Origin of the sequence: Streptomyces sp. NPDC091279, assembly GCF_044757465.1 — a bacterium.
Classification (GTDB): domain Bacteria; phylum Actinomycetota; class Actinomycetes; order Streptomycetales; family Streptomycetaceae; genus Streptomyces.
This window is the reverse complement of the sequence record NZ_JBIVVA010000003.1, coordinates 107341-132136: the sequence shown is the minus strand read 5'-3', so window position 1 is coordinate 132136 and position 24796 is coordinate 107341. Positions and strand designations below refer to the sequence as shown.

Below are 24796 nucleotides of genomic sequence, written 5' to 3'. Positions count from 1 at the left end.
CCCTGCCCGTCGGTGTCCGGCTCAGCTCGACAACTCCCGTATCCCAGCGGCCACTTCACCGACGTACGGGTCGTTGAGGACCGTGAAGTGGGTGCCGGGGACGGCGCGGATGTCGGCCGTCCCCTCGTACAGTCCGCCGATCCGCCGCCGCACCCGCTCCAGGGCCGCGTCGTCGGCCTCCCCGGCCCGGAAGATCACCACGTCGCAGGGGATCGGCCGGGGCGTGTAACGGAGCATCGCGCGGACGTTGCGCTGGAAGGCGCGCCGGTAGACGCGCTGGTCGCCGCCCATCCGCTGGAGGTCGGGCCGCCTGCCGAGCGCGGCCTGCACCTGCTGGCGCACCCCTTGGACGAGGAGTTCGGGCAACGTGAACTGGGGGCGCCCGTGGGTGTCGATCACATAGCCGTCGATGCCCAGCACGCTCTCCACCACCTCCCCGGCGGTGATCAGCTGGCGGGCCATCTCGTGGGCCACCATGGCGCCCACCGACCAGCCGCCGACCCGGTAGGGGCCCTCGGGCCTGGCCCGGCGGACGATGTCGACGTGGTGCGCGGCGATGTCCTCGATCCGCGCCCCGGCCGACAGGGTGTCGTCGAGGAGCGGTGACTCGATGCCGTAGCAGGGCTGGTCGTCGCCGAGTTGGCGGGCGAGGGTGCGGTAGCACAGCGAACTGCCCACCGCCGGGGCGGCCAGGAACAGGGGCGTACGGCTGCCGGTGCCGCGCAGCACCATCAGCCCGGGGACCGCCGGTTCCCTCGGCACCGCCGCCGACGCGGACCGCTCCGGTGCCACGTCAACGGGGGCTGCCGGGGCCGCCGTTGACGTGGCACCGGCCGCGCGCAGCAGGGCGCTCAGATCGCCGAACGTGGCGGTCTCCGCGAACGCCGTCAACGGCAGCGAGACCCCCGTGCGGTCCCGCACCCGGCTGATGAAGTGCACCGCCATCAGGGAGTCGCCGCCCAGCGCGAAGAAGTCGTCCCGCGCCGTCGTGGCGGGCACGCCCAGCAGGTCCTGCCACACCTCCCCGAGCGCCGCCGTCGCCGGATCGCCCTGCGCCGCGCCCCCGGAACCCGGCCGCGAGCCACCACTACCGCCACCGCTCTGCGCGGCAACGTCGCCGAGGGCGCCCGGCACCGGCTGCGCGGCCGTCGGCGCGGGCGGCGCCGCCGGGGTCGCGGGGCGTTCGAGGCGGACGACCGGCGGCAGGGAACCGGCACCGGCCAGCGCGGGCAGCGTGGCGAGCGTCGCCGCGTCCAGCCTCGGCACCTCCACATGGCGCCAGGCGCCGTCGGCCCCCGGGTCGAGGAGCCGGCGCCAGCGTTCCGGCGCCGGGTCGTGGTCGTCGTCGACGGTGACCACCAGCGTGGGCCGGTCGCCCGGCGCCCCCCGCAGCGCCGCCGCGACGGCGACGGCCTGTTCCTCGCGGGCGACGGCGCCGGGGCCGACCAGGTGGATCAGCGTGCCGCAGCCGTGCTGCTCGGCGCGGGCGGCGAGTTCCCGGACGACGCCCGCGCCGACGGGCCCACGAGGCGGGTCGCTCCGCGAGGCGAGCAGCACGGTGTGGTCGGCCAGGTCGGCCAGGTCGTCGACGGGCAGCGCGGTCACCTCGCCGAACCCGCTGTCGCGCAGCGCCGTCCGCCAGGTCGCGCGGTCGAGGTGGACGGAGTCCGCGCGCAGGTCGTCCTCGAAGTCCCACCACCCCGGCGCAAGCCCCCACACCAGGTGCTCCCACCGGTCGGTGCGGGTGATCTCCACGAGACACAGGGCACCCGTGTCGGTCAGCAGGTCCCGCAACCGCCCGCCCACCTGCCGCACATCGGGCGCGACATGCAGGGAGTTGTAGGCGAGGACCAGGTCGTAACCGCCCGGCACGAGCCCCTGGGCCACCGCGTCACGGGTGAAGTCGAACGACGAGAACGTCATGTTCCGCGCACCGGCGTAACGCTCCCTGGCCCGCCGGACCAGCAACGGGCTCACGTCGGTGACGTGGTACGACACATGGTCGCGGGCGTCCCAGCCGTCCAGCAGCCGTTCCGCGAACCCGGCCTGGCCCGCGCCGACTTCGAGGATGCTCAGCGGCCGGTCCGCGCCGACGGGCAGCCCGCGGATCGTCTCCACGAGGGTGTCCAGGCAGGCGAGGGCGTCACCGACGACGACGTCGTTGGCGCGCAGGTGCTCCCGCATCAGCTCGGGGCGGGCGTCGGGGTACAGCACCGACACGGGGGTGCGCCGCCCGGCGAACACCTCCGGGAGCGCGCCGACACAGACGTCCAGCAGGCCGCGCAGGCCGGAGACCTCGTCCAGGGCGTCGCCCGCGAGCAGCGCCTCCGTCGCCCGGTCCGCGAAGTCCGCGCTCAGCTGCCAGGCCGTGTCCGGGCCGCCGGTCAACCAGCCCTCGGCCGCGAGCACGCCGATCAGCATGCCGACGTAACGGGGCAGGCGCGTCTGCGGGTCGAGCCGTCGGCGCAGTTCGCCGTCGGAGACCAGGTCGCCGGGCGCGACCCCGCCCGCCGACAGCAGGAACCGCCCCACCAGCCCGGCGCAGTACCGGTCCAGATCGGCCCGCAGCCCCGCCTTGGCGGACAGCCGCTCCCCGCCCTCCCACGCCGCCCCGGCAGCCACCGCGTGAACCGGCAGCGGCCCACCCCCCTCGCTCACCACCACACCGACCTCGGCCCCGCCGACGGCCAGTTCCCGAACGAGCCCGACGGCACCGGGCAGTTCCGCAACCCCGACGGCCAACCGCCCGGTCAGGGGCGTGGCGGGCGGGGCGCTCACGGCGGTTCCGGCAGCTTCGGCAGACCCAGTGCCCCCCACACCCCTGCCGTTCCCGTCGTTCACGCCGATCCCGGCGTTCCATGCCTCCTCCGCCTCGACCCGCTCTCTCGCCAGGGCCCACCAGTAGCGGCCGCGCCACGCGAACAGGGGTGTTTGGGGGTGGAGTTGGGGCCAGGTGGAGGGGCCTGGGGATTCCGTGGGGCCCAGGTCCAGTAGGTGGAGCAGGCCGTTGGCCGTGCGGGACTGGTGGGCTGCCCAGGCGGTCAGTTCGGCGGCGTCGGGGCGGGTGGCCTCGCCGTTGCCGAGGACGTCGGTGATGCCCCGGGCGAGGAGGAGGAGCGGGATGCCCCGTTCGCGGGTCCGCTCCACGAGGCGGCGTACCGGCTCGGGCAGGTGAGGTCCTTCGGCCGGGGGCAGCACGGCGACCACCACGGCGTTCGCCGGAGCGGTGTCGAGCCCCGTCGGCACCCCGTCCGCGCCGACCTGCGTCCAGTCGGTCCGGGTGCTGCGCACGTCCGGCGCGCACAGGGCGTCGGCCAGCAGGCAGGCGCCGGTGTCGGGGCGGTCGCGGACCAGGAACACCGCGTCGTGGGCCGGGGCCGCCGCCGGGGTGTCGTCGCGCGTCCAGCGGCGGCGGGAGAGCAGGGGGCCGCTCCCGGTCGGCGCCGTGGCCACGGCGGTGGGCGCGGTGGTGCGGGTCGGGCGCATGGGCAGCGGGCGGGAGTCCAGGGCGACGGGCGGCAGGGCCGTGCGTCGGGGCGCCGAGTCCGGGAACAGGTCGTTCCAGACCGGCTGGAGTCCGTGCTCCCACAGCCGTCCCACCGTCTCCAGCAGGCTCTGCCGCTCCCGGGCGGGCGCCCGCCCGATGGTCGGCACCGCCGTGCGGCCCCCTCCCCACGCCGGGTGCGACCGGACGTAACGGGTCATCGAGTCGCCGGGACCCAGCTCCACGAACAGCCCCGACGGACCGTCGAGCAGTGTGCCGATGCCCTCCGTGAGCCGCACCGTCGTGCACAGGTGGGCCGCCCAGTACTCGGGGTCGGCGGCCTGCTCGGCGGTGAGCCAGGAGCCGGTGAGGTTGGAGATCACCGGGATGCCCGGCGCCCGCGCGGTGACCTTGGCCAGCGCCGCGCGCATCACGTCGGCCGCGCCCGCCATCACGTCGGAGTGCGAGGCGAGCGGCGAGCGGAGCACCGTGAACTTGACGTCCCGGCGCGTCAGGGTCGCCGCGAACGCCTCGGCCGCGTCGACCCGGCCGGAGATCACCACGTTGCCGGGGGAGTCGACCGCCAGGCCGACGCCCTCGTGCGCGGCGACGAGCGGCGCGGCCTCCTCGACGCTGAGCGAGACGGCCAGCATCCGGCCCTCGGGGGACGCGAACATGGCCTCGCCCCGGGTGTGCACGAGGCCGAGGGCGTCGGACAGGTCCCAGACACCCGCCAGCAGCGCGGCCACGTACTCGCCGCTGCTGTTGCCGAGCAGCGCCGTGGGCCGGATGTCCCAGGCGGCGAGCTGTTCGGCGAAGGCGTAGCCCTGGGCGAGCTGGACGACCTGCTGGTTGCGGGTGTCGGTCAGCCAGTCGGGGGAGGTGTCCGGGTCCATCACCCGGGCGATGTCGATGCCGAACCGGTCGAGGGACTCCTCACGGACCCGGTCGAACACCTCGCGGTAGCGCGGCAGCAGCGCGTGCGCGGCCCGCCCGGCGCCGGGTTTCAGACCCGACTGGCCCGGCATGGTCAGGACCACCCCGCTCCGCCGGGGATCGTCGGGGGCGCGCACGGCGGTGGCGGCGCCGCGCAGGACCTCCTCAGCCTCCGCCCGGTCGGCCACGACGTGCGCCCGGCGCAGCGGGAAGTGCCGGCGGGCGGTGGCGAGGGTCCAGGTCGTGTCGTCCAGACGGGGCGCCTCCCGTTCCGGCGCCAGCTGTTCGGCGAGCCGGGTGCGCAGCAGGTCGAGCCCCGCCTCGGTGGGCGCCGACAGGCACAGCAGCCGGGGTACCTCGGGCTCCGGGTCCCGGCGCGGCGGCGCGGGCGGGCTCTCCAGGACGAGGTGCGCGTTGGTGCCGCCGAGCCCGAACGAACTCACCCCGGCGAGCAGCGGACCCTCCCCCGGCCAGGGCCCCGACTCGGCGCACACCTGGAAGGGGCTGTCGGCCAACGCCTCGGCGGGCGCGGTGACATGGGCGTTGGGCACCAGGGTGCGGTGCTGGAGCATGAGCGCGGTCTTGATCAGCCCGGCGACCCCGGCGGCGGCACCGGTGTGCCCGATGTTGCTCTTGATCGCGCCGATCCGGCACCGCTCGGCACGCGCCTCGCCGCTCGCGGTGGCGGCGAACGCGGCCGTCAGACCGGCCAGTTCGACCGGGTCGCCGACGGCGGTGCCGGTGCCGTGGGCCTCGACGTAGCCGATGTCGTCGGAGACCGCGCCCGCCTGCTCGTGGGCCAGGGCGATCACATCGCGCTGCCCGGGCACCGACGGTGTGCTGTAGCCGATCTTCTCGCTGCCGTCGTTGTTGACGGCCGAGCCGCGGATCACCGCGACGATCCGGTCCCCGTCCCGCACGGCGTCCGCGAGCCGCTTGAGAACGACGACCCCGACCCCGCTGCCCGGGACGGTCCCGTTGGCGTCCGCGTCGAACGGGCGGCAGTAGCCGTCCGGCGAGGCGATGCCGCCCTCCTTGTACCGGTAGCCGGTGTTCGCGGGCAGCCGCAGCGAGGCCCCGCCGGCGAGGGCGACGTCGCAGTCGTGGCCCAGCAGGCTCTGCACGGCGAGATGGGTGGCGACCAGCGAGGTGGAGCACGCGGTCTGGATGGTGATCGCGGGTCCGCGCAGGCCCAGCTTGTAGGCGACCCGGGTGGCCATGAAGTCCTTGTCCCGGGCGAGCTTCTCGGTGTCGAGCCGGTCGTCGTCGGCGAAGTCGGCGCGGGGGGTGTCGCAGCCGGCGAACACGCCGATCCACACATCGGGCCTGCGGGTGTCGAGGCCCGCGTCCTGGAGGGCGGTGAACGAGGTCTCCAGGAACACCCGTTGCTGCGGGTCCATCCGGGTCGCCTCGCCGGGGCTGTAGCCGAACAGGGACCAGTCGAAGCGGTCCGCGTGCGGCAGCACACCCCGGGCGGGCACGTAGTCGGGATGCCGGACGTCGCTCTCCGCGACGCCCGCCGCGAGCAGCTCGGGCACGGTGAACCGGGAGATGCCGTCGACGCCCTTCTTCAGGTTCTCCCACAGTTCGCCGACGTCGGCGGCGCCCGGGTAGCGGCACGCCATGCCGACGATGGCGATGCCGCCGTCGTCGAAGGTGTCGTCGAACGCGTCGTCGAACGCGTCGTCCGCCCGCTCGGCCGCGGCCTCGGCGGGGATGGGCCGGTCGGTCATGAGGTCTCCTCGTGATTCTGCGGACGCCGTACGGCCCGTGCGCCCCGGGCCCGGGCCGCCCGGCCGCCGCGCGCGGCGGCGGCCCGGCGCGACGGCGGGGTGTCGCCGCCCGGGGCGGCGGTGTCGCCGGCCAGCGCGGCCGCCATGGTGTGCACGGTGGGGTGGGCGAACAGCCAGTGCATGGGCAGGTCGGGGGCCAGCTCCGCGCGCAGCGCCCCGTGCAGGGCCGCCAGCAGCAGCGAATTGCCGCCGAGGTCGAAGAAGTTGTCGTGGACGCCCACCTGGTCGGTGCGCAGGACGGTGCGCCAGGCCTCGGCGACCCGCCGCTCCAGTTCGGTGCCGGGCAGCTGGCGCGGGCCCTCGCCGACGAGTTCGGCCCGGGTGGGCCTCGGCAGCGCGGCGTGGTCGACCTTGCCGTGCGCGGTGCGGGGGAGTTCGGGCAGGGTGAGGACCGCGTCCGGGATCATGAAGCGCGGCAGGTGCCTGCGCAGTTCGCCGAGGACCTGGGCGGTGTCGACGGGGGAGCCGTCCCGGGGCACCAGGTAGGCGACCAGTTCGGCCGTCTCACCGGGGAAGGTACGGACGGCGGCGTGCGCGACACCGGGGGCGCGGCGCAGATGGTGTTCGATCTCGGCGGGCTCCACCCGGTGTCCGCGCACCTTGACCTGCCGGTCCAGGCGGCCGAGGTAGTCGAGGGTGCCGTCGGGCAGCCAGCGCCCCACGTCCCCGGTGCGGTAGAGGGGTTCGGGGCGGCCGTCGGGGTCGGTGGGCCGAAACGCCTTGGCGGTGAGTTCGGGGTGGCGCCAGTACCCGGCCGACAGGGGGGTCCCGGCGATGCAGATCTCCCCGGGGACCCCGGCCGGGCAGCGCCTGCCCTCGGGGTCGAGGACGTACAACCGGGCGCCGGTGACGGGCCGGCCGATCCGGGTCATCGGCACCGGGGCGTCGACGTCGACCTGGTGGGTGCCGACGAAGACGGTGGCCTCGGTGGGCCCGTAGGCGTTCAGAATCCGGTAGCCGGGGCGGCGGGCGGGCAGCGAGGTGATCGCGGCACCGCCGACGATCAGCTGGCGCAGGCCGGGCAGTTCATGGCCGAGCGACCAGATGATCTCGGCGACGGGGGTGGCGGCCCAGGCCACGGTGACCTCGCGGTCGTCGAGCCAGCGGGCGAAGCCGTCGGGGCTGAGCTGCTCCTCGTACGGCAGCAGGACGGCGCCCGCCGCCAGCGTGGGCCAGATCTCGGCCTGCGCCACGTCGAAGCCGACGCTGACGCCGTGACTGACCCGGTCGTCGGGGCCGAGCCCCAGGAACTCCTGCTTCCACAGCGAGAGTTGGGCGAGGCCGCCGTGGGTGACCGCCGCGCCCTTGGGGCGTCCTGTGGTGCCGGACGTGTAGAGGACGTAGGCGATGTCCGACGGGGCGGGCACCGGCAGCCGCCCGTGCCGGGGCCGCTCGGGCGTCCGGCGGGCCAGGGCCACGTCGAGGACCGGCACGGGCAGCGCGCCGGGGTCCGCGACGAGCGCGGGGTCGGTCACCACGACCCGGGTGCCGAGGTCGGTCAGCACGTGCTGGACGCGGTCGGCCGGATAGGCGGGGTCGATCGGGCAGTAGGCGCACCCGGCGAGCCAGGCCGCGAGCATCGCGACCACGTAGTCGGCGCCCCGGTTCAGCAGGACGGCCACCACCGGCTGCGGGTCGGTGGCGTACGGTCGCAGTTCTTCGGCCAACTCCCGTGCCCGGGCGACCAGTTCGGCGTAGCTGAGGGTCTCGGCCGCGGTCACCACGGCGGGCGCCTCCGGCCGCGCCGCCAGATGCTCGGCGAGCAGTTCGGGAACGGTGGTCGGCGTGTAGGGGGCCGGGCCGTTCTCGTACCCGGCGAGCAGCCGCCGTTCCTCCTCGTCCATCAGGTCGAGGGCGCGCACGGGGCGGTCGAGCTGGTCGGGGAGCCGGTCGAGCACGAGGGCGAACAGCCGGGCCAGCCGGTGCGCGTCCACGGCGGTGACCCGGTCGCCGCGATAGCTGAGGGTGCCCTCGATGCGGTCGCCGGTGACCTTCACCCCGAACAGCAGGCCGTACTTGACCGACTCGCCGCCCTGCGCGGTGACCGGCGCGAGCGGGGTGAGCCGGGCCGCGCCGAGCCGCCGTTCGGGCGCCTCGTCGAGGGTGGCGAGGGTGACGTCGAGGAACGGCGTCCAGCCGGGCCTGCGCACCGGGTTGAGCCGGTCCACGACCGACTCGAAGGCGACGTCCTGGTGTTCCAGGGCGTCCAGGAGGGTCGCGCGCAGCTGCTCCAGGAGCCCGCCGAGCGTCATGCCGTCGGCCAGGGACGAGCGCAGCGCCACGGTGTTCATGCAGGGGCCGATCACCCCGGCCAGCTCCTCGCTCCGGTTGCCGAGCGGGGTGCCCAGGGTGAGGTCGTCCTGCCCGGTCCACCGGTGCAGGACCGCCGCGAGGGCCGCCGCCACCACCGGGTACCAGCTGACCTTGTGCCGGGCACCCACCGCCTGCACCCTGCGCAGCAGATCGGGGGCGAACGGCAGCGGCACCACGCCGTGCGGTTCAGGCTCCGGCACCGCGCCGAGCGCCGGGTAGGCCGGGGCGCCCGCCAGCGCGCCGGTCCACCACTCGACCAGGGCGCGGCCTTCGGGGCCGTCGTTCCTGGCCCGCTGGGCGTCGATGTACTCCCGGTACTGCACGGCCGGCGCCAGCGCGGGGGCGGCCGGGGCGCGGTCCTGGTGGGCGGCGGGGTCGCGGACCGGGTCGGTGAGGCGGTCCGGGAGGGTGGCGAGCAGGTCGCCCAGCTCGCGGGCGATGTCCTCGGCGTCCGCGCGCCGGAACCGGTCGCCCCGGTAGGACAGCAGGACCCGGGGCTTCTCGCCGCCCGGGAACAGGGTGAGCGACAGGCCGAACTTGACCCGGTGCCCCCAGAACCCCTCGGGCAGCAGCCGTCGCAGGGTGGCGTCGCCGAGCCGGGTGTCGGCGCGCGGCACGTCGTTCACGTTGACGAAGAACTCGCTGTACGGCGTCCAGCCGGTCCGCCGCTCCGGGGCGAGCCGCCGCAGCACGGCGTCGAAGGGCACCCGCTGCCCGGCCATCGCGTCGAAGACGGACTCGCGCAGGCCGTTCAGCAGGTCGCCGACGGTGGCCGTGGCCGCCGAACGGGAGCGCAGCACCAGGGTGTTGAGGCAGGGCCCCACGACCTCGGCGGCGCCGGGGCCCTCGCGCAGGGCGGCGGAGGTGGCGAGGGTGAGGTCGTCCTGTCCGGTCCTGCGGTGCAGGACCGTCGCCAGGGCCGCCGTGGCGAGGGTGAACCAGGTGGTCCGGTGCGCGGACCGCACCGGGCGCAGCCGCTCCGTGAGGTCGCCGGGCAGGTCGACGGCGACACAGCCGTCGGGCTCGGCGGTCTCGGGCGGGGTGAGCGCCGGGTAGGCCGGGGCGCCGTCGAGCCGCTTCGCCCACGCGTCGAGGTCCCGCTCGTGCTCGCCGCTCGCCTCCTGTTCCCGGCGGTCGTGGAGGAGGTCGCGGTACTGGGTGGCGGGGGGCAGGGCGGGGGTGGTCCCGGTGCGGACGGCCTCGTAGCAGGCGGCGAGGTCGCGCAGCAGCACCGGGACGGACTCGCCGTCGAAGGCCAGGTGGTGCACGCAGAGCGCGAACACCTGCTCCTCGTCGGAGAGTCGGGCCAGGGTGGCGCGCAGCAGCCTGCCCGAGCCGGGGTCGAAGGGCTGCCCGGTCTCGCGGTGCAGCCAGGCGGTGGCCCACCGGTCGTGGCCGTCCGGGCCGAACCCGGTCGCGTCCTCCACCACCGGCTCGGGCACCCACGGCTCGCCGACCACCTGGTGGAGCCGGCCGAGGTGTTCGACGAACCGGGTGCGCAGGATCTCGTGCCGGGCGACGACCAGGGCCAGGGCCCGGGAGAGGGTGGCGGGGTCGAGGGCGCCGGTGACCCGCCAGACCAGGTGGATCTGGTAGTTGCCGGAGTCTGCGCCGCGCTCCGCGGCCCAGGTGTTGCGCTGGAAGTCGGAGGCGGGTTCGGCACCGTCCGGCAGGTCCTGGGCGGGCGCGTCGGAGCCGTCCCGCTCCGTGTCGACCCGGTCGGCGAGGGCCTGGAGCGTGGGGTGTTCGAAGACGTCACGCAGCGTGAGCCGCACCCCGAGGTGCTCACCGACCAGGCCGATCAGCTGCGCCGCCAGCAGGGAGTGACCGCCCAGCTCGAAGAACGACGACCCGGCGGTGAGGGTGTCGGTGGGCAGCAACCGGCGCCACAGGGCGGCGAGTTCACGCGCGGTGGGCGTCAGATCCTGGCCGGGAGCGGCGGTGGCCCGCCCGGCACCCGACGGCACCCGCTCCCGCTCCGGGGCGAACGTCGGCTCAGGGGCCGGGGTGAACGTCGGCTCCGGGGACAGGGCGGCCGTCGCCCGCTCGTAGAAGTGGCCGAGGTCGCTGAGGAAGGGCCGCGCGGAGCCGACGTCCCACACCAGGTGGTGGACGCACAGGGAGAAGACCTGCTCGTCGTCGGCCAGCCGGATCAACGACGCGGTGAGCGGGCGCCCGGAGGCGAGGTCGAAGGGGTAGCGGGCGTCCTCCTCCAGGAGCCGGGCGAGCGTGGCCGACCGCTCCTGCTCGTCCAGTTCCCGCAGGTCCGCCAGGCGCGGCCGCGGTTCCCAGGCCGGGCCGACCGACTGGCCGAGGACCCCGCCCGCGTCCACGAACCGGGTGCGCAGGATCTCGTGCCGCTCGACCACGTCCGCCAGCGCCCGGGTCAGCGCGGCGGGGTGCAGCGTGGGGCTGACCCGCCAGGCGAGCGGGACGTTGTAGAGGCCGACGTCGGGGTCGAGCCGTTCGGCGAACCAGATGCGTTCCTGGAACCCCGCCACCGGCAGCAACGCGCCGTCGGCGGTGGGCTGTTCGGCGAGGTCGGGGGCCAGGTCGTCGATGAGTGTCACTGGTCGTTCCCTTCAGCCGGGGCGGCGAGATGGGCCGGGGCGGCGAGGTGGGCCGGGGTGCGCAGGCACTGGAGGACGCCGGTGGGCCGCCCGTTCTCCGCGAGGCCGGCGCAGACGGCGGTGTGGTCGGGCTGCTGGCCGCTCGCGGCGGCCTCGGCGGCCGCCCACAGATCGGCGATCCGGCGCCGGGCGTCGGTGCAGAACACGTCGGCGACGTCCTGCGGCCAGGTGTGCCCGGCCCGCGCGAGGGTCGCCGCCCGGGCGAGGACGACCGCCATCGTCAGCAGCTCGTTGACGACGCCGTTGACGCAGATGACGATGCGCTCCTCGGCGAGCAGCTCCTCGGCCGCCGGGTACTTCGCCCGCATCCGCAGCAGGAACCGGGCCAGGTCCTTCGCCTGCCGGGTGGTGTGCCGGGCGTGCTCGACGTTGCGCTCGGTGAGGTCGTCGGTGGACAGCTCGGCCAGGTCCTCGTCGTCGTAGAGGTCGTCCGCCACCTGCGGCTCGGGGTAGTACCGGGGCAGGATGAGCCGCCCGGCCCAGTAGTCGAGCGCGAAGTCCACGCCCCCGGAGATCCGCAGGTTGCGGGCGTCCCGCACGAGGCGTTCCAGCGGGACGGCCACCGCGCCCCGGCGGGCCTTGCTCGGGCCGGTCTCGTAGCCCTCGGCGCCCAGGACCGACATCGACCGGTCGAGGACCCGCCAGGCGGCGAGCGAGGCGATGTTCTTGACGGCGAGCTGCTCGAACGCCGTGTTGACCGGGCCGTCGATGTCGGGCTGCAACACCGTCCACCGGGTCAGGGTGTCGATGGCGAAGGTGTCGGCGGCCGAGGAGGCCAGCATCCGCTGGATCTCGTCGTACTCGTCGACGGTGCGCCCGTCGATGGAGCGGCGGGCCGCGAAGTCCCGTGACCACTCGGTGCCGAGCCGGGAGAAGGCCAGGGACGGCGCGGCGATCAGGTGGTTGCGGCCGAGCAGGGTGGCGAGGTTCGCGGTCCGGGTCATCCGCCCCGACCAGGTCTCCTCCAGGAGCATCTGCTCGCGCGGGACCCGGACGCGGTCGAAGGTGAACGCCCCGTTCGGGAAGCCCTTGATGCCCATGAACTCGTGCCGGGCGTGGACGCGCAGGCCCGGGGTGTCCGCGTCGACGAAGAACAGCCGCCGGTGGTCGGTGCCGTCCTCCGTGACGGTCGCCGAGATGATCACGACGTCGGCGATGGGCGCGTTGCCCACGAAGACCTTGTCGCCGGTGATCAGGTACGCCGCGCCGTCCTCGGTGGCCACCGCGACGGTCCGGCGGACGGTGTTGGCGGCGCCCTGCGGCTCGGTGTCGGCGGTGCAGGAGACCGCGCCGCGCTCGACCCGCGACCGGACGAAGTCCCGCAGCGGGCCCGGCGCCAGCTGGGGCAGATAGGCGCTGATCCCGATCGCGTTGTCGATGGCGAGGATCAGGGCGACCGCCAGCGACCGGCTCGCCACCTCGGCGATCACCCGGAAGACGTTGTACTGGGAGAGCCCCCAGCCGCCGCTCTCCACCCCGGTGGCCAGCTTGAGCAGCCCGCGCTTGCGCAGTTCGTCGAGGAACCCGGCGGTCAGGGCGCCGGTCGCGTCCACGGTCTCCGGGTCGATCCACTCCGCCATGAACCGGGCGATCTCCGCCAGGGCACGGTCACCGGCCTCCCGGTCCGCGGCGTCCTGGCAGGGGAACGCGTCGATCAACCCCCAGTCGAGTCTTCCCCCGTACAGGCCTTCGAGAAAACTCGGGGAACCGGGCCTGCTGAGAAGGTCTCGCGCGGACGCCATGGCGGTCTCCCATTTCCTTTGTGTGTGCCGAGTTTGTGTGCCGAACAATGAATGACTTCGTGCGGAGAAATCGTGTCCGGCCGGGGCGGGCGCGATCAATGGGAAATGTTCCAGTGCCCTGCGGGGCCGGTTCCGAGATCTCCCAGTCGTCGCCCACCGGTCTGGCAGCACGGCGTTGACCGGTGCTTACCTGTCGAACGGCCAGCGCCTGCTGGGTCGTTGTCGAACAGAGGTGAATTCGCGGTGAGTATCGATCAGTCGCACAGCGCGCCACAGAACCTCACGTCCGTCGAGCGTGAGCTGATCGACGTGTGGCAGGAATTGCTCGGAACGGATGATCTGGAGCCCGACGAGAACTTCTTCTTCCGGGGTGGCCATTCCCTGCTGGCCATCAGGTCGATCATCCGGATCAAGGAGCGCACCGGGGTCGAGATCCCCTGCCCCGTGATCGCCGAGAACCCGACCGCCCGCGAGCTGGCGGCCTGGATCGACGAGAACGGCGCGGCCACCGGCGCCGCCGCCGGCCAGGAGGTCGAACTGACCCGCTGGGACCGGGAACTGCCCGCCCCGCTGTCCCCGGCCCAGGAGCAGATCTGGATCTTGCAGCAGCTCCACCCGGACAGCCAGAGCTACCATTTCCAGGCGCTCCTGCACTTCGACGGCGACCTGGACAGCGGCGTCCTGGAGGCCGCGCTGAACGCCGTCGTCGAGCGGCACGAGGTCTTCCGCACCTCGGTCCACCTCGGGGAGAACGGCGCCCCGACGCAGCGCGTCCACCCGTACGCGCCGCACGCCCTGCCGATCACCGACCTCGCCCACCTCGACGAGGCGGAGCGGGAGCAGGGCCTGAAGGAGCTGACCGACCGGCTGCTCGCGGCGCGGTTCCGGCTCGAGCACCCGCCGCTGGTCCGCTGGCACCTGGTGCGGCTCGCCGCGGACCGGCACGTCCTGCTGCACGTGGAGCACCATCTGATCCACGACGGCTGGTCGTTCAACGTGTTCCTCAGCGACCTCGCGGAGTACTACCGCCGGCTCGCCGAGGGGCGTGAACTGCCCGTCGACACCAAGGAGTTCGACTTCGTCGACATCGCCGTCTGGCAGCGGGCCCGCCTGGAGTCCGGCGCGCACGACGGCCAACTGGCCTACTGGCGCGAGCGGTTCGCGACGCCACCGGCCCCGCTCCAACTGCCCACCGACCGGCCGCGCCCGGCGGTGCCCAGCTTCGAGGGCCGCGCCCTGCGCATCACGCTGGACCGTGAACTCAGCGCCGGACTGCGGACGTTCGCCCGCGGCCAGGGCGTCTCCCTCTACCTCGCCCTGTTCTCCGGCTGGCTGGCCGAGCTGAACCGGCTCACCGGACAGCGTGACCTGTGCGTCGGCAGCTCACTGGCCAACCGGGTGCTGCCGGAGACCCAGCAGATGATCGGGATGATCGTCAACAACCTGCCCATGGGCGTGAGCGTCGACCCCGCCCAGCCGTTCACCGACCTGCTGGCCGCCGCCGGCCGGACCCTGCTGGGCGCGCAGGCCAACCCGGACGTCCCCTTCCACCGCATCCTGTCCGCCGCCCACACCTCCCGCGACGTCTCCCGCAACGCCTTCTTCCAGGTCAGCTACGGCTTCCACGACGCCCCGCTGGCCTCCCTCGCGCTGCCCGGGGTGCGGCTGTCGGTGACCGAGGGCATCTCCAACGGCTCCGCCAAGTTCGACATGAGCATCATCGTGGTCCCCCGCCAGGAGCAGACCATCGGCCTCTCCCCGGACGAGCACGACGAGACGATCACCCTCATCTGGGAGTACGCCACCGACCTCTTCGACGAGGCGACCATCGAGGGCTTCGCGGCCGCCTACCAGCGGCTGCTGCGCTGGGTCGTCCAGCACCCCGACACCCCGCTGGCGCAGTACGCCGCCGAGCCCGCCGCCGACCCGGTCGCCGAGCTGATCAGCGCCGTGTGGGCCGACCTGCTGGACGAGCCCGTCATCGGCCCCGACGACGACTTCTTCGAGCTGGGCGGCGACTCGATGCTCGCCATCCGCACCGCCGCCCGGCTCGTCGAGCCGCTCGGCGTCACGCTGCCCGCCCTGGAGGTGCTGCGCCACCCGACCGTCCGTGAGCTGTCCGCCCGGATCGCGGAGCTGCGCGCCCCGGAAGCCCTGCGGTGAGCGGGCGCGGCACGTCCTTCGCGGGAGACTTCCGCCGGCTGTGGGCGGGCCAGACGATCAGCCAGCTCGGCAGCCAGATCACCCCCCTCGTCCTGCCGCTGATCGCCATCGGTGAACTCGACGCCGACAACGCCGCGGTCGCCGCCCTGGTGACCGCGCAGTTCCTGCCGTTCCTGCTGCTCGGCCTGCCCGCGGGTGTGTGGGTCGACCGGCTGCCGCGCCGCTCGGTCCTCATCGTCTGCGACGTCGGCCGGGCCCTGGTCCTGCTGACCGTCCCGGCCGCCTTCCTCGCGGACGCCGTCTCGATGCCGCTGCTGTACGCGGTGGCCTGTCTCCAGGGCGCGTTCACCGTGTTCTTCGACGTCGCGTACCAGACCTATCTGCCCGAGATCGTCGCGACCGAGCATCTGGCCGACGCCAACGGCAAGCTGGAGCTGAGCAGGTCGGGGGCGCAGATCGCGGGGCCGGGCCTCGCCGGTCTGCTGGTCTCCGCGCTGCGGGCGCCCCTGGTCCTGGTCGTCGACGCCCTGTCGTACCTGCTGTCCGCGGTGTTCCTGTGGCGCATCCGCACCCGGTCGCCCGCGCCCCAACGGGCCACGGGGCAACGGCTGTTCAAGGAGATCGGCGCCGCGCTGCGCTGGATCTTCCGCAACCGCGCCCTCGCCCCCCTGGTGATCTGTCTCGCGCTGCTGAACTTCTTCTCCGGCGGCATCATGTACTCCCTGCTCATCCCGTACGCCGTCCGCGAGTTGGGCATGTCCGCCGGAACCGCGGGGCTGCTGCTCGGCCTGAGCAACGTCGGCTTCGTGGCCGGCGCGCTCCTCGCCAGCAGGCTCGGCAGGCGGTTCGGGGCCGACCGCTGCATGGTCGGCGCCGTCGCGCTCAACGTCGTCGGCCTCGGCCTGCTGCCGCTGGCGTCGGGGGCGTACGCCGAGGCGGTCTTCGTCGTCGGCATGGCCCTCGGCTGGTTCGGCACGGTCGTCTTCAACATCCATCAGGTGACGCTCCGTCAGACCATCACCCCGGCCGCGATGCTGGGCCGCGTCAACGCCTCCATCAGGTTCGTGATCTGGGGCGTCATCCCCCTCGGCGCCACCACCGGCGGCTTCCTCACCGAACGCGCCGGGCTGCGCGCCACCTTCTGGATCGCGGCCGTCGGCGGCGTCCTCGGCCTCCTCGTGATCGCGTTCGGCACCCTGACCCGTCCGGCCGCCCCCGCCGAGCGGGCCGACCAGACCGACGCAGAAAGGCACATCCCGGCATGACCATCCACAGCCTCGTCCACCGGCACGCCGTGCGGACCCCGGACCACCCCGCCGCCACCGGACCCGACGGCACCCTCACCTACCGGGACCTCGACGCCGCCGCCGCGCTCGTCGCCGACCGGCTGCGCGCCCTGCCCGACGCCGGTGACGTCGTCTTCGTCGACCTGCCCGCCTCCGTGCGCCGCGTCGCCGTCCTGCTCGGCGTGGTGCGCGCCGGAAAGGCGTACGCCGTCGCCGACCCCGCGTGGCCCGCCGACCTGCGCGCCGAGATCGCCGGGCTGATCGGCGTCCGGCTCACCCTCACCGACACCGACGCCGCCGACACCGCCGACACCGCCCCCGGCACCTGGGCCCCGCCGTCGGCCGAGGAGCTGCGGGCCGCCCCGGTCGCGTCGGAGCCGGCGGCGGGCGACGACTCGGCACCGGCCTGCCTGCTGTTCACCTCCGGCACCACCGGCACCCCGAAGGCCGTGGTGTGCCCGCACCGCGGGGTGACCCGGATGTTCCACCCCGAGCCGCTGATCGGCTTCGCCGACCGTCCCGTCGTTCCCCAACTGGCCCAGCTCCAGTGGGACATGGGCAACTTCGAACTGTGGGGCGCGCTGGTCAGCGGCGGCACCGTGCTGGTCACCGACAGCCCCTATGTCACCCCCGACCTGCTGGCCCGGCTGGTGAAGGAACAGGGCGCCGACCACCTCTGGATGACGACCTCGCTCTTCAACCTGCTGGTGGACGAGGGCGTCGGCTGCTTCTCCGGCCTCACCTACGTGACCCACGGCGGGGAACGGCTCTCGCCGCCGCATGTGCGCCGGTTCCTTGAGGAGCACCCGGGCATCCAGCTCATCAACGGCTACGGGCCCGTCGAGAACACCATGCTGACCACCGTCCACCGCATCCGCACCGCCGACACCGAGGACCCCGCGGGCATCCCCATCGGCGTCCCGGTGCCCGGCACCGAGGTCTTCGTCCTCGACGACCAGCAGCGCGAGTGCCCGCCCGGCACCCCGGGCGAGCTGTACACCGGCGGCCTGGGCGTCGTCCTCGGGTACGTGGGGCGGCCCGAACTCGTCGCCGAGCGCTTCCTCGACCTCGACCTCGGCGGAGCGGTCCGGCACGTGTACCGCACCGGCGACAAGGCGGTCCTGGGCGAGGACGGGCTCCTGCGCTACCTCGGCCGGGCCGACCGCCAGGTCAAGATCCGCGGCCAGCGCATCGAGCTGGACGGCGTCGAAGCCGCCCTCGGCCGGCTCACCGGCGTCCGCGCGGTCGCCGTCCGCGCGGTCACCGACGCCACCGGCGGCGTGGCCGGGCTCACCGCCTACTACGTACCGGACCCGGAAGACCCCGCCGACGCCAAGGCCCTCGCCCGCAGCGCCCGCGCCACCCTCCCGGCCTCGCATGTGCCGTCCCGGTTCCGCCAGGTGCCCGCGCTGCCCACGACCGCCCGCGGGAAGGTCGACTACCAGGCCCTGGAGACGCTGTGACGACCGCCGTCCGCCCCTGGCTGCGCGCCCCGGCGCCCGTCCCCGGGGCCCGCGCCCGGCTGCTGTGCTTCCCGTGCGCGGGCAGCGGCAGCATGATGTACCACCCCTGGCGCCCCCTCCTCCCCGCCGACCTGGAACTCTGGCAGGTCCAGCCCCCGGGCCGGGAGGACCGCACCAGCGAACCGCCGCTCACCCACGTCTCCCAGATGGTGGACGCGCTCCTGCCCGAACTGCGCCCCCTGCTCGACAAACCGGTGCTGTTCTTCGGGCACAGCATGGGCGCGCTGCTCGCCTACACCCTCACCCTGCGGCTGCGCGAGGAGGGCCTGCCGCTGCCCCGGCACCTGTTCCTGTCGGCCCGCCCGGCCCCGCAGCGCGGCCACCGGGGCCCGACCCGGCACATCCTCGACGACGCCGCGCTCCTGGACGTGCTGCGGGAGCTGGGCGGGACACCGGAGGCGGCGTTCTCCGTCCCCGGCCTGGTGGAGTCGCTGCTGCCGCTGGTGCGCGCCGACTTCACCGTCTCCGAGACCTACCGGCACACCCCGGTGCCCCCGCTGGACGTGCCCGTCTCCGTCTTCGGGGGGCTCGCCGACCGGCTGGTTCCCACGGAGGCCCTGGAGGACTGGCGGGAGTGCACCCGGGACCGCTTCTCGCTGCGGCTCTTTCCCGGCGGCCACTTCTATCTCCACGACGCCCTCGACCAGATCGTCCAGGTCATCGCCGACGAGCACGCGGCCACCGGCTCCCGGCAGTCGGCCGGGTCCGTCCGGTGACGGGCCACCGAGTACGGCACAGCGCGGCGTTCCGCGTCCTCACCCCTAGGGAAACCTCATGACCACCACCGCCACCCCCATCGAGCTGAAACCGTCCGCGCACCCCCTGCCGGACGCCGAACGAGCGGCGCTCATGGCCGACCCCGGCTTCGGCCGGTACTTCACCGACCACATGGTCACCATCAGCTGGACCGAGGAGCGCGGCTGGCACGACGCCCAGCTGGTGCCGTTCGCGCCGCTGTCGCTCAGCCCGGCCAACATGACCCTGCACTACGCCCAGACGATCTTCGAGGGGCTCAAGGCGTACCGGCAGCCGGACGGTTCGGTGGCCGTGTTCCGGCCCGAGCGCAACGCCCGGCGGTTCCGGGAGTCCGCGCGCCGCCTGGCCATGCCGGAGCTGCCGGAGGAGCTGTTCCTCGCGGCGCTGGACGCGCTCGTCGCGCAGGAGGACGCGTGGGTGCCCGAGGACCGGGAGACGTCCCTGTATCTGCGCCCGTTCATGTTCGCGACCGAGGCCGTGCTCGGCATCAGGCCGTCCCGCGCCTACCAGTTCCTGGTCATCGCCTCCCCGGCCGGTTCCTACTTCCCGGCGGGCATCCGGCCGTTGTCCGTCTGGGTGTCGGAGGACTACGTGCGGGCCGCGCCGGGCGGCACCGGCGCCGCCAAGTGCGGCGGCAACTACGCCGCGTCCATGATCGCCCAGGCGCAGGCGGTCGAGCAGGGCTGCGACCAGGTGGTCTGGCTGGACGCGATCGAACGCCGCTGGATCGAGGAGATGGGCGGCATGAACCTCTACTTCGTGCACGGCGACCGCATCGTCACCCCGATCCTCAGCGGCTCCCTGCTGCCCGGCATCACCCGGCACTCCCTGCTCGGCGTCGCCGCCGACCTCGGCTACGAGGCGTCCGAGGCCCGGGTGAGCGTGCACGACTGGCGCCAGGACTGCCTGGAGGGCCGGGTCACCGAGGTCTTCGCCTGCGGAACGGCCGCAGTCATCACCCCGGTCGGCCAGGTGCGGTCCGCGCGCGGCGACTGGCAGGTCGGCGACGGTCAGCCCGGCCCCGTGACGCTGCGGCTGCGGGACGCGCTCCTCGACATCCAGACCGGCCGGGCCCCCGACCGGCACGGCTGGATGCGCCGCCTCGGGGCCGCCCCGCAGCCCCCGGCCGTCACCCCGGCTCCGGCCACCGGGCAACCGCGCGGAGTGCTCGCCCGCTCCGTGTGACCCAAGTCCTCTCAAGTCCCCCGAAGTCCCCGCACAGTCTGAGGAGTCGACATCGTCATGAACGCCCTACCGGACGACGGTTTCCACGTCTTCGACACCACGCTCCGCGACGGAGCACAGAGCGAAGGCATCAACCTCACCGTCAGCGACAAGCTCGGGATCGCCCGCCTCCTGGACGACTTCGGGGTCCGTTTCATCGAAGGAGGCTGGCCCGGCGCCAACCCCCGCGACACCGAGTTCTTCCGCCGCGCCCGCGAGGAGATCGACTTCCGGCACGCCACCCTCGTCGCCTTCGGCGCCACCCGCAGGGCCGGCCTCCGCGTCGAGGAGGACCCACAGGTGGCCGCGCTCCTGGAGGCCGGCACCGAGGTCGTCCAACTGGTCGCCAAGTCCCACGACCGGCATGTGGAGACGGCCCTGCGCACCACCCTGGACGAGAACCTCCGCATGATCAGCGACACCATCGGCTGGCTGCGCGGCCACGGCCGCCGGGTGTTCCTGGACTGCGAGCACTTCTTCGACGGCTACGCCGACAACCCCGGATACGCCCTCGACGTCGTCCGCACCGCCCACGAGGCCGGCGCCGACGTCGTCGTCCTGTGCGACACCAACGGCGGCATGCTCCCCGACCGGGTCCACGCCGTCGTCTGCGAGGTGCTCGCCGCGACCGACGCCCGCCTCGGCATCCACGCCCAGGACGACACCGGCTGCGCCACGGCCAACACCCTCGCCGCGGTCGACGCGGGCGCCACCCACGTCCAGTGCACGGCCAACGGCTACGGCGAACGCGTCGGCAACGCCAACCTCTTCCAGGTCGTCCCCGCCCTGGAACTCAAGCGCGGCCGCACGGTCATGCCCGCCGGGGCGCTGGCCCTGATGACCCGCACCGCGTACGCCATCGCCGAGCTGGCCGGGCAGGCACCCCCCTCGCACGAGCCGTACGTGGGGGCCTCCTCCTTCGCCCACAAGGGCGGCCTGCACGCCGCCGCGATCAAGGTCGACCCGGCGCTCTACCAGCACATCGAACCCGAGCTGGTGGGCAACACGATGCGCATGCTGGTCTCCACCATGGCCGGCCGCGCCTCGATCGAGCTGAAGGCCGAGGAGCTGGGCCTCGGCCTCGGCGGCGACCGGGAGACCGCGGCCCGCCTGGTGGCCCGGGTCAAGGAGCGCGAACTCCAGGGATACGCCTACGAGTCGGCCGACGCCTCCCTCGAACTCCTCATCCGCGCGGAGACCGGCACCCTCGGCGAACGGCCCTTCGAGACCGAGTTCTGGCGGGTCGCCGTCGAGCACCGTGCCCACGGCGACCTCCGCGCCCGGGTCAACGAGGCCGCCGTCGAACTGCGGGTGCGCGGGCGGCTGTCGCTGGCCACGGCCCAGGCACCCGACCCGGTCCGGGCGCTGGATCTCGCCGTCCGCCGGGCGCTCGGCCCGGACTCCGCGGTGCTGGCCCTGCTGCGGCTGGCCGATTACCAGGTCCGCATCCTCGACGGCGTCGGCGAGAGCGGCTCGGCCGCCCGGGTCCTGCTCACCATGACCGACGGGGTGGAGGAGTGGACCACGGTCGGCGCGGCCGAGGACGTCGTCACGGCCGCCTGGCAGGCCCTCGACGACGCCTATGTCTACGGGCTGCTGCGCTCCGGGGCCGGACCCGCCGCCGGGGCCGGGGCCTGGGCGGCGCCCCGCCGCGCGCGGGAAGGGGCCGTTCCCGGCGCCGTGGGCTGACTCCAATTCGGCCACAGGTCCGTTCCCTGTGGCCGAATTCCCGCGTTCACAAGGGATTTCAGTGTGTGGAATTCCGTGGACACATTAGGCCGTTCCTGATCTTGCCACCCGGTTTTGGCGACAGGGCTCCGGTCCTCCCGGGAGACTGAAAGGGCAAACATTCTCCGGGGATTCTCGGCGACCCACGTGGCGTTCGTGATGTCAGACGTCACGCAGGAACGGATGTGTTCGGTGATGACTTGTGTCGTCTTCAACAATATGGGGTTGGGCGGAAGCACGTCGGCTGACGGCGATGTGCGCGATCGGACGGGTGAGCGGCGCGGAGGTGCGGTTTCCGATGCTTACTAATGGACTGGTCGAGGTGGCGATCTGGAAGACGGATCTGTCCCTGGTGGTGACCTCGGCGGCCGGGACCACCCGGAAGCTGGGACTGCGCAGGGGCGGCCATGTCACCGCCGCCGAGGCCGAGGCGCCACGCCTCGCGGACTCCTTCGGCACCGCCCACGCCCTGGCCCTGAGCGGCGGCACCGTCAGCTGGCAGGTGCCCGACGCGACGCACCTGTGGATGGTGATGCTCTCGCCCGACCTGACCCCGGACGGCGCGGTGTGCGGCGTCATCGGGACCGCCTGGCAGCTGCCCATGGGCGGCGACAACGCCTCCACGGTGCCCGCCGTGGAGTTCCCGCGCCCGGTCCCCGGCGCCTGCCGCGACGACGGCGAGGCGCCCGCACCCGACCCGGTCCAGGCCGATGTCCTCCTGCGTGACCTGCCGGTACCCGTGCTGAAGGTGTCGTCGGGGCTGCGGGTCGTGGGGCTCAACCCGGCCGCAGCCGACCTCTTCGGCTGCCGTCCGGACGAGGACCTCGGGCGCCCCGCCCTGTCCGACCTCATGCGCGACGGGGTGCCGCCACCGGCCGCCGAACCCCGCCCGGTCGGCTTCGTGCGGCGCGACGGAAGCGCGTTCCGGGCGAGCTGCACGCGAATTCCCTGGCCGCACGGGGACGGCGCGGCGGAACTCGTCGTCCTGCACGGCGAGATCGCCCCGGCCGCCGCCGCGGAAATCCAGGGACCGGCCGCGCGACCCGCCCTGACGCCCACCGAGACGACCATCCTGGAACTGACGGCGCAGGGGCTCACGAGCACGCAAATAGCGAAGCGACTGCATTTCAGCACCAACAACGTCGAGTACCACCTCGCCAATCTGCGCATTCGCATGGGCGGCGTGAACCGTGTCGCCCTGGTGGCCCGGGCGTATGTGTGGGGTCTGCTCCAGCGGGGTGCCTGGCCACCGGCGGCCGTCGTCACCAGCGCGGACGCGGAAGCGGCATAGCGCCGGCCTCCCATTGGCCCAAAGCGGCATGGACGCTTGCGGTCGTCGGATTCGCTTCCTCGGCGGTCATGGCCTTGGCAGGATGAGAAGCGAAGCAAGGCGAAGCGGAAATACTCCGGACCCGGGGTTTTCCAATCCTTGCCCCGGACTTTTCACTTTCTCTACCTTCGACTTTCTCCGGAAACGCCCCGGAGAGCCCCCCGTGAAATCCCCCTGGAGGAAAGCCATGTCTCTTCGCACCCGCCTTCTCGCCTATTCCGCGCTCCTCTCGATCACCGTGGGCTCGTTCACGGTGGCCGCCGCCGACGCCGGTCACGACCGCTCGGACAGTGCGGGCGTCCACTCCGCGGAGGACGGCGACGGCCTGATCTGGGACTGACCCCCGCGGCCCGGCCGCACCACGAGCCCGGACTCCCCCGCCGCCCACGCGGCGGGGGAGTCCGGGCTCGTGGTCGTTCCCGCGTTCCCCGGAAGGTCAGGGAATTGTCAGTGATAGCGAGCCAATAGTGGGAGGAAAGCCCGATCGCGTGAGGTGGGCGGAAGGCAACGCCAGTCAAACCCCCCACGCGAGCGGCTGCGCGATGTGCGAACCCGTGCTTTCCCCCGAAGGGGCCGGTGCGGCGCGTCGCGCGCGTCGCCGCGAGAGCAGGCCCGGAGGCGATCAGGACATGCAGCGGGAACGCGGACGCACACCCGAGGAGCGGCACCGTCGGCGGGTGGCCCGTGGCGGGCCCGCCACGGCCCCGCCGCGCGCCTGTTCGGTCGGACGGGCACGCGCCGGCCTGCGGCCGAGGTTAATGCCCGGCGGGCCCCGACTCGGGGACGGTACGTGGAGATGCCGTGCGGGACGGCCGGACGGGGCCGTACGGCGCACGCCGCACGACGTGCCTGCCGGGGGCGAGTGATCGGTGTGTTCGAGTATCTGGGTCTCACCCCCGCTCAGGAGCGCGTCTACCAGGCGGTGCTCAACGCCCCCGACCTCTCCGCCGACCAGCTGGCCGACCAGCTCGCCCTGACCGTCGAGGAGGTCATGACGGCCTTCGACGCCCTGCTCGCCCTGCGTATCCTGCGCCGGTCGCACGAGGACCCGGGGCGGGTGTTCGCGGTGGACCCCATGGTGGGCCTGCGCGAACTGCTGGAGCGGGAGCAGTCCCAACTCCTGGAGAGCCAGCGGAAGATCGCCGCCAGCCAGACCATGGTGCTGCGGATGCTCGGGGACCGGGGCGCCCGCGCCGAGGCCAACCCGGGCGACGGGGTGCGCCAGCTCGTCGGCGTCGACGAGATCCAGCGCAGGCTGGAGCGGCTCTCGCAGGACGTGCTGCACTCCGTCATGACGTTCATGCCCGGCGGAGCCCAGTCGGGCGCCGCGCTGGCCGCCGCCCGGCACAACGACAAGCGTGCCCTGGACCACGGGGTGGCGATGCGGACCATAGGCCTGGACTCCATCCGCCGGGACGAGGAGACGCTGTCCTACGCCCGCTGGCTCACCGACGCGGGCGGCGAGTTCCGGACCATGCGGGAGCTGCCGCCCCGGATGGTCATCGTCGACAAGCGGATGGCGCTGGTGCCGATGGACCCGACCGACACCCGCAAGGGCGCCCTGTTCATCACCGAGGCCGGTCTGGTCGCCTCCCTGGTCGCCCTCTTCGAGCAGGTGTGGGAGGTCTCCACCCCGCTGGGCGCCGACCGGCACCTGGACGCCGAGAGCCTCTCCCCCCAGGAGAAACGGTTGCTTCTGCTCATCGCACAGGGCTGCACGGACGAGTACGCGGCCGGGAAGCTGTTCATCTCGGCCCGCACGGCACGCCGGTTGATGGCGTCCATCATGGAGCGCCTCGGCGCCCGCAGCCGGTTCGAGGCGGGGGTCAAAGCGGCCCAGAGGGGATGGCTGTGAGGGGCGCACGGCACCGGCCGTCCCGCGCGCGGG

The 24796-nt window shown here is 73.7% G+C and carries 12 protein-coding genes; 9 read left to right on the top strand and 3 right to left on the bottom strand.

Annotation, left to right across the window (positions count from 1 at the left end; all coding sequences use genetic code 11):
• Positions 1–21: 21 nt before the first annotated feature.
• The 3 genes from ACIQOU_RS07855 to ACIQOU_RS07845 are packed head-to-tail and all read right to left on the bottom strand — an operon-like array spanning position 22 to position 12898.
• On the bottom strand, positions 22–6153 hold the full coding sequence (locus ACIQOU_RS07855; RefSeq protein ID WP_401534946.1) for a type I polyketide synthase: 6132 nt from the start codon (positions 6151–6153) through the stop codon (positions 22–24).
• Positions 6150–11096, bottom strand: coding sequence for an amino acid adenylation domain-containing protein (locus ACIQOU_RS07850; RefSeq protein WP_401534944.1), 4947 nt, complete (start codon positions 11094–11096; stop codon positions 6150–6152). Before ACIQOU_RS07850 ends, ACIQOU_RS07855 begins: the two co-directional genes overlap by 4 nt.
• The gene (locus ACIQOU_RS07845) at positions 11093–12898 is read right to left on the bottom strand and encodes an acyl-CoA dehydrogenase family protein (RefSeq protein WP_401534941.1); all 1806 of its coding nucleotides are present in this window, start codon (positions 12896–12898) and stop codon (positions 11093–11095) included. Before ACIQOU_RS07845 ends, ACIQOU_RS07850 begins: the two co-directional genes overlap by 4 nt.
• A 243-nt stretch (positions 12899–13141) precedes the next feature.
• Here ACIQOU_RS07845 and ACIQOU_RS07840 point away from each other — a divergent pair, with 243 nt between their 5' ends.
• The 9 genes from ACIQOU_RS07840 to ACIQOU_RS07800 all read left to right on the top strand — a co-directional run bounded on the left by ACIQOU_RS07840 (position 13142) and on the right by ACIQOU_RS07800 (position 24763).
• The gene (locus tag ACIQOU_RS07840) at positions 13142–15061 is read left to right on the top strand and encodes a condensation domain-containing protein (protein WP_401534938.1); all 1920 of its coding nucleotides are present in this window, start codon (positions 13142–13144) and stop codon (positions 15059–15061) included.
• A complete protein-coding gene (locus tag ACIQOU_RS07835; protein ID WP_401534935.1) occupies positions 15058–16326 on the top strand; it encodes an MFS transporter in 1269 nt (422 codons plus the stop codon). Before ACIQOU_RS07840 ends, ACIQOU_RS07835 begins: the two co-directional genes overlap by 4 nt.
• Positions 16323–17810: an amino acid adenylation domain-containing protein gene (locus tag ACIQOU_RS07830; RefSeq protein WP_401534932.1), complete on the top strand. Its 1488-nt coding sequence runs from the start codon at positions 16323–16325 to the stop codon at positions 17808–17810. The genes ACIQOU_RS07835 and ACIQOU_RS07830 overlap by 4 nt, the downstream gene beginning before the upstream one ends.
• A complete protein-coding gene (locus tag ACIQOU_RS07825; protein WP_401534930.1) occupies positions 17807–18586 on the top strand; it encodes a thioesterase II family protein in 780 nt (259 codons plus the stop codon). Before ACIQOU_RS07830 ends, ACIQOU_RS07825 begins: the two co-directional genes overlap by 4 nt.
• A 58-nt stretch (positions 18587–18644) precedes the next feature.
• Positions 18645–19811, top strand: a complete 1167-nt coding sequence (locus ACIQOU_RS07820) for a branched-chain amino acid aminotransferase (protein ID WP_401534927.1) — start codon at positions 18645–18647, stop codon at positions 19809–19811.
• Between the two features lie 57 nt (positions 19812–19868).
• Positions 19869–21539 (top strand): citramalate synthase, encoded by a 1671-nt coding sequence (gene cimA, locus ACIQOU_RS07815; RefSeq protein WP_401534925.1) that lies wholly within the window; start codon positions 19869–19871, stop codon positions 21537–21539.
• 337 nt (positions 21540–21876) lie between these two features.
• Positions 21877–22869 (top strand): helix-turn-helix transcriptional regulator, encoded by a 993-nt coding sequence (locus ACIQOU_RS07810; RefSeq protein ID WP_401534922.1) that lies wholly within the window; start codon positions 21877–21879, stop codon positions 22867–22869.
• Positions 22870–23095: 226 nt separating this feature from the next.
• Positions 23096–23248 carry a hypothetical protein gene (locus tag ACIQOU_RS07805; RefSeq protein ID WP_401534920.1) on the top strand — a complete coding sequence of 51 codons (153 nt, stop codon included), beginning with the start codon at positions 23096–23098 and terminating at the stop codon, positions 23246–23248.
• 531 nt (positions 23249–23779) lie between these two features.
• Complete coding sequence (locus ACIQOU_RS07800; protein WP_401534917.1) at positions 23780–24763, top strand: LuxR C-terminal-related transcriptional regulator; 984 nt, start codon at positions 23780–23782, stop codon at positions 24761–24763.
• The last annotated feature ends 33 nt before the right edge of the window (positions 24764–24796 follow it).